Annotated in this window: 5 protein-coding genes and 2 pseudogenes; 3 read left to right on the forward strand and 4 right to left on the reverse strand. The window is 60.0% G+C overall.

Annotated elements, in window-relative coordinates:
• Positions 1 to 383: 383 nt before the first annotated feature.
• Positions 384 to 1,121 carry a dienelactone hydrolase family protein gene (locus F6X40_RS40860; protein ID WP_187631807.1) on the forward strand — a complete coding sequence of 246 codons (738 nt, stop codon included), beginning with the start codon at positions 384 to 386 and terminating at the stop codon, positions 1,119 to 1,121.
• 149 nt (positions 1,122 to 1,270) lie between these two features.
• Here F6X40_RS40860 and F6X40_RS43045 read toward each other — a convergent pair.
• A pseudogene (locus F6X40_RS43045) lies at positions 1,271 to 1,385 on the reverse strand (integrase); the annotation flags it as partial.
• Positions 1,386 to 1,660: 275 nt separating this feature from the next.
• Here F6X40_RS43045 and F6X40_RS40870 point away from each other — a divergent pair.
• Positions 1,661 to 2,368 (forward strand): IS6 family transposase, encoded by a 708-nt coding sequence (locus F6X40_RS40870; RefSeq protein ID WP_410452747.1) that lies wholly within the window; start codon positions 1,661 to 1,663, stop codon positions 2,366 to 2,368.
• Between the two features lie 273 nt (positions 2,369 to 2,641).
• On the opposite strand, the gene F6X40_RS40875 is transcribed toward F6X40_RS40870, so the two are convergent.
• From F6X40_RS40875 to F6X40_RS43050, 3 genes are read right to left on the reverse strand one after another with little or no spacing between them, the layout of a single operon-like run.
• Positions 2,642 to 2,803, reverse strand: a complete 162-nt coding sequence (locus F6X40_RS40875; protein WP_187631809.1) for a hypothetical protein — start codon at positions 2,801 to 2,803, stop codon at positions 2,642 to 2,644.
• 45 nt (positions 2,804 to 2,848) lie between these two features.
• Entirely contained in the window at positions 2,849 to 3,988 is a 1,140-nt protein-coding gene (locus tag F6X40_RS40880) for a patatin-like phospholipase family protein (protein WP_187631810.1), read from the reverse strand.
• A gap of 59 nt (positions 3,989 to 4,047) precedes the next feature.
• Positions 4,048 to 4,629, reverse strand: coding sequence for a reverse transcriptase domain-containing protein (locus tag F6X40_RS43050; RefSeq protein WP_262421744.1), 582 nt, complete (start codon positions 4,627 to 4,629; stop codon positions 4,048 to 4,050).
• Between the two features lie 563 nt (positions 4,630 to 5,192).
• Between F6X40_RS43050 and F6X40_RS43355 the strand changes: the two are divergent.
• Positions 5,193 to 5,311, forward strand: a pseudogene (locus F6X40_RS43355) (IS110 family transposase); the annotation flags it as partial.

Raw genomic sequence — 5,311 nt, forward strand, 5'->3', positions numbered from 1 at the left:
AAATTCCGAGCGTCTCGGACCATCCCGCGGTTTCCTCCCTCGAGGCTTATCCGACGCCTGCCCACACGCGCCGCGGCACACTCACAGCCATGTGAATGAGGGCAGACGTCGAATAACCCTTAACGAAGCTTGCCGGTCATCCCGTCGCACGTGAGATTCGCGGCGTTGCGTCGCTGGTCGGACCGTGAACGACCCATTTGAGACGCTCAAGAAAGGTCTCCGAACGTCCGAGCCAGGTACAACGGCCATTCCCTGACCATTAGACGTTTGGCGAAACGAGGGATCGGTTTAATGACTCAGGAGGTTAAATACACACTGCTGACCGGAAACGGATGTTGACGATAGACTACTCTCGGCACACCCATCGGCAATAGGAGAATTTCATGCCCCACGAACGAGTGACTATTCGAACTCGCGACGGCGAATGCCCCGCGAATATTATGACGCCTGCTGGCGAGGGGCCGTGTCCACCGGTGATTTTCTTTATGGACGCTGGCGGGATCAGGCCTGCGGTGCTTGAGATGGCACAGCGCGTTGCAAACGCCGGCTACGTCGTGTTACTCCCCGACCTGTTCTACCGCTACGGCCCCTACGAAACCCTCGTGCCAGAGGAAGTGTTTAAGGGCGACGTGCGCGCAATTCTAGGCCCATTGATGGCTACGACAGGGAATGATAAGGCTGCGAATGACATCGAAGCCTTCCTGGCCTATCTCGATGCCCGCAGCGATGTTACGGGCGCCAAGGTCGGCGCAATAGGTTTTTGCATGGGTGGCGGTATGGCGATTACCGCGGCGGCCACCTATCCTGATCGTTTTGTGACGGTCGCTAGCTTCCATGGTGGCAATCTGGCGACCGACGCGCCAACCAGTCCACACTTGCTCGTGTCCAACCTAAAAGCAGCGGTCTACCTCGCTAGCGCAGAGAACGATGACAGCTATCCGCCGGCGATGGCCAAGCGCCTGGAGAAGGCGTTCGTCGAAGCCGGTGTAAATTACCGCGCGGAAATTTACACCGCCGCTCACGGTTGGATGGTGCCGGACTTCCCGGTATACGACCATGCCGCCGCCGAGCGCGGGTGGGAAGCGTTGTTTGCGCTGCTGAATCAAAACTTGGGCGGTTGAAAATCAGTCCGACGCCAGAATGGCGTCTTTGAATGGCCGGTTTCAAGTGCGGAAGCCGCCGCTCGAGCGTCCTTGCAAACGGCCAAGCGAACGTCCCTTGGTGGCCGGGACAGCGCCCGATGCAGACCACCGTCCGGAGGTACCTCGGTTCAAACTTCGGTCTGCTCTGCCATCTCAAGGGCATCGTCGACCTCGATGCCACGGTACCGCACGGTGCTTGCACGTTTGGTATGGCCGAGGAGTCATCTGAACGGCGCGGAGGTGGTGCTCGGTCAGCCCGGTGGCAGATCAACTCACCTACTATCACGACGTTGAGGTGAACTTGAGCTTGCTGCCCTTACTGAGGAGATCGGCCGCCTGTGCCGCCATCGATTGCACGATTGATTCCGCACCCGGGCGGTCTTTTAACAGACCCACAGCCTCTCCGCAGATGACTGCAACCGTATCCAGGTCGTTCCGAGGTCTCTGGTGCAAATAGCGCGGGGGGCGAATCGGTTAAGCTGTCGGGCTGAACGAATTGAGAACCGACGATGAGCAAGCTGAAGAGCCTGGACGAACTGTTCGCAGGCCGTCACTTTGACCGCGATGTGATCATTCTGTGTGTTCGGTGGTACCTGCGCTACAAGCTTAGCCTGCGCGATCTGGTCGAAATGATGGCGGAACGGGGTCTGTCGCTGGCGCACACGACGATCCTGCGCTGGGTGCGGCGCTTTTCGCCGGAGTTCGTCAAACGGTGGAACCGCTTTGGCAGGCCCACCGGCCAGTCGTGGCGTGTCGACGAGACTTACCTCAAGCTGCGCGGCAAGTGGGTCTATCTTTATCGAGCAGTGGATCGGGTGGGCCAGACGGTAGACTTCATGCTCAGCGCCAGACGCGACGTGAAGGCGGCAAAAACCTTTTTCAGGAAGGCAATCAAACTTCAAGGCCAGCCACCGAAGACCATCACGCTTGATGGTTATGCAGCCTCGCACCGCGCCGTGCGCGAGATGAAGGCCGATGGCTTGCTGCCTGAGGACACGAAGATCCGATCCTCGAAATATCTCAATAATTTGGTCGAGCAGGACCACAGCAACATCAAGTCCCGGACGAAAGTCATGCTCGGCTTCAAACGTTTCAGGAACGCAGCGATTACTCTCTCAGGTATTGAGTTGGTCCATCGTATTCGCAAGGGCCAATTCAGCCTCGCGAAGCTCGGCCTCAAAGATACCGCTGCGCCCGCAGTTTGGGAGGCCGTCCTGTCTGCTTGATGAGGTATCCTTTCTATAACAAAAATCTCGTCCGGACCGCCTATTTGCACCAGAGCCGCGGCGCTTAGGTGGCGCCCAGATTCGCGCTTCGTGCGCGGGCGGGAGAAGAACGAGCGGCGCAGCCTCGCTGCGGCGCCCGACGCCCGACGCCCCGCCATGTTGCCGGCTGCACAGCGAAGTCGCGCAAATCGGCGAGACCGCATCGCTGCGCACGTCCTCTCTACTGGTGCACGGTGCACGGCCTTGGCCGCCCATTCGACCTGGCGCAGTGCTTCAGCTGCGGCGGGCGGCCGAAGTAAAGTTCATCGCTGCGCGACGCGCTATACGTCGCCAGCCCTGATCCTGCGGACGGGCAATCAGCGCGGCCTTGCCTGCACCCGGAGCGTCGAAGAAAGTTGGCATTACGCCATCACCGGCCACCGGGAATTTCGTCAATCGCATCATTCGGTCAACGGCGACGGGTCCTTATTCGGGCAGGCGTCAAACGCGTCTCTCACCGGTTACGTCTTCATCCGCGCTGTAGACGGTCAATCCTTCTACTGGGTCCATCGGTGCGTCCCACGGGCACGCGGCAATGGCCCGCATTGCTGCTTCATAGCCCGCGCGCTGTCGGGAAGCAATGCCGGCTGGGGTGAAATCGATATCCTTCAACTGGTCGTCCCCGTCCAGGCGGGGCGCAGCAAGTTTGATCATACGCATGGTGGTCTGGCACCCCCAGGCGGCAAGCTCCTGGACTTCGGACGAGGCGCGCTCGGCTTCCGGCAAGCGCTTAACCAGTTCGCGGATTACATGGCGGAGACGGTGTATCTGCTGCTGACGCGCGATGTGACTGTCGGTGCGACTGGCGTACTGGATGTCCTTTTGCCGTTCCGAGATCTGCCATATGCTTTCCGGCTCAGGGCCGATCGGGTTCCACACCTGTACCGAGAAGATGACCGAACTCTTGCGGGGCTTGTCATCCAGCACCACCTCGACCGGGGTGTTGGAATAAACGCCGCCGTCCCAATACGGCTCTCCGTCAATCCGCACGGCCGGGAACGCGGGTGGCAGCGCGCCCGAGCTCATGATGTGCGAGGCATTCAGCCGTTGGTCGCGCGAGTCGAAGTAGCGCATCGCGCCCGTGCAGGCGTGAACTGCGCCCACGGTCAGTCGCGGATGCCCGGCGTTCAGCAGATCGAAGTCGACCAGCGAACAAAGCGTATCGCGCAACGGCGCAATCAGGTAATACGACGCTCGATCCACGCCGAGCCGGGCGAGCGGTCCGAGCCAGGATGCCGGATTGGGCTGGAAGAATCCCTCGATGCCGCCGCCGATGATCATCCATTTTGCAAAGATTTTGTCCCAGCCAGGCCAGGCAGCAGGCACGTCCAGGCGGGTGCGATCGGTCACCTGGTTCCAGAATTCCTCCAGCCGTCGATATCGGCGCTCCGGTGGATTCCCGGCGATCAAGGCTGCGTTGATCGCGCCAATGGAGGTGCCGATCACCCAATCCGGCTGTACGCCCGCTTCGTCCATCGCCTGATAGACACCAAGCTGATACGCGCCCAACGCCCCGCCACCCTGAAAGACGAGTACGACTTGCCCGGGCAATTCTGTGCGCGCTGGGGAGTTCACTCTCATCGATTGCCTCGCTGATCTTTTCGGTAGCGCGACCTGAGTAAGGCGCCCCACGCGCAGTTTCACAGTTGGGGGTAGCGGTGCGCGGGGCAAGCGCGAATCGATTGCCAGGATGCGATCCTGTTTCCTTGGCGTTGCGTGACGGCGTGCGACGATGGGACCCGAATGCCATTAGCAAGTGTAGGCGATCGACGCACGCTGACCTCCATTTCATCTGGCGACCAAGCGCGCTCAACCTCCGGTAGCGCATGGACTTTCTCAACCATGCGCCGAATACTCTTCTTCGACGGACGCATGCCCATTCGGGCCTGGCCAGTCGTTGCTGAGTACATCCGCCCAAACGTGTAACCCAGGAAGTCGAATTCCCCTTCCGGAACCTTGCAGATTTGTGTCTTCTCCTCGTTGACCGTCAGCTTCAGCTTGCCCATGATTGCGCGCAGTTGCAGTAAGGCCTCTTCGGCCTTGCCTCGCTTGCACAGGATCACCAGATCGTCCGCGTAGGTCACGATTCGACTGCCAAGAGTGCGCTGAAGTCCGAGCTTCTTCCATGCCAACACAAACCGGCGCATGTACACATTTGCCAGCAGTGGTGAGATGGGTGAACCGGCTACGCGCGTCCGCGATGAACTTGTCGCATGCAGCATTCGCCACCTGAGCCTCGGACACGATCCCGCTCAGTGCCGACACCTCGGCGGCCAGACTCTCGCACAGCGCGACTTCGCCGACGACGCCGCGCGCCGCGTGCTCAGCGAGGACGCCACGTGCGCCCTCCGCCTCGGCAAGCGCTGCACGCATTGCGGATATCTTGAGCGCTAGACGAACGCAGGCGTTGCTTTTCACCGCATCGAAAAAGTTGCGCTGCTCTGCGAGGTCTGCATCGGGTGACACGATTTGAGAAAGCTTGCTCATTGGAAGTCTTCGATTCGGGTTGAGAAGGCCCAATACTCACACCCGTCGAACGTGACACGGCTGAGCGGTTTCCAACTTCAGTACTCAAAATTGCAAACCAGCGTGGTTGCCTCGACGGTCTGAACGTGGCACGCGCGCTCCGTGCATGAAAATTCCGGTCAAACTCTTCGTTTTAAATCGTACCGAGTTCCTGTATGCCTCAACCAGCAAGCGTTTAGACAGCATGACTCCCGTGAGGCAAAGGCTGGCCCGCCGTGAGGAATCAAACGCGGGTTAGCATTGCTGCCAGGGCCGCACGGTGTGGACAGGGCCACACCCGGCGATTTCCGACACGGAGGCCAGCATGGAACACGATAGCACGCTCTACGTGGGTCTTGACGTTCACAAGGACTCGATCACGGTTGCCTATGCGCTCGG

It is taken from the genome of Paraburkholderia sp. UCT31, assembly GCF_014397655.1.
Classification (GTDB): domain Bacteria; phylum Pseudomonadota; class Gammaproteobacteria; order Burkholderiales; family Burkholderiaceae; genus Paraburkholderia; species Paraburkholderia tuberum.

What these genes read in the sequence shown, in the direction of transcription:
- F6X40_RS40860 (WP_187631807.1), top strand. Translation starts at nt 384, where the DNA reads ATGCCCCACGAACGAGTGACTATTCGAACTCGCGACGGCGAATGCCCC.
- F6X40_RS40880 (WP_187631810.1), bottom strand. Translation starts at nt 3,988, where the DNA reads ATGAGAGTGAACTCCCCAGCGCGCACAGAATTGCCCGGGCAAGTCGTA.
- F6X40_RS43050 (WP_262421744.1), bottom strand. Translation starts at nt 4,629, where the DNA reads ATGCTGCATGCGACAAGTTCATCGCGGACGCGCGTAGCCGGTTCACCC.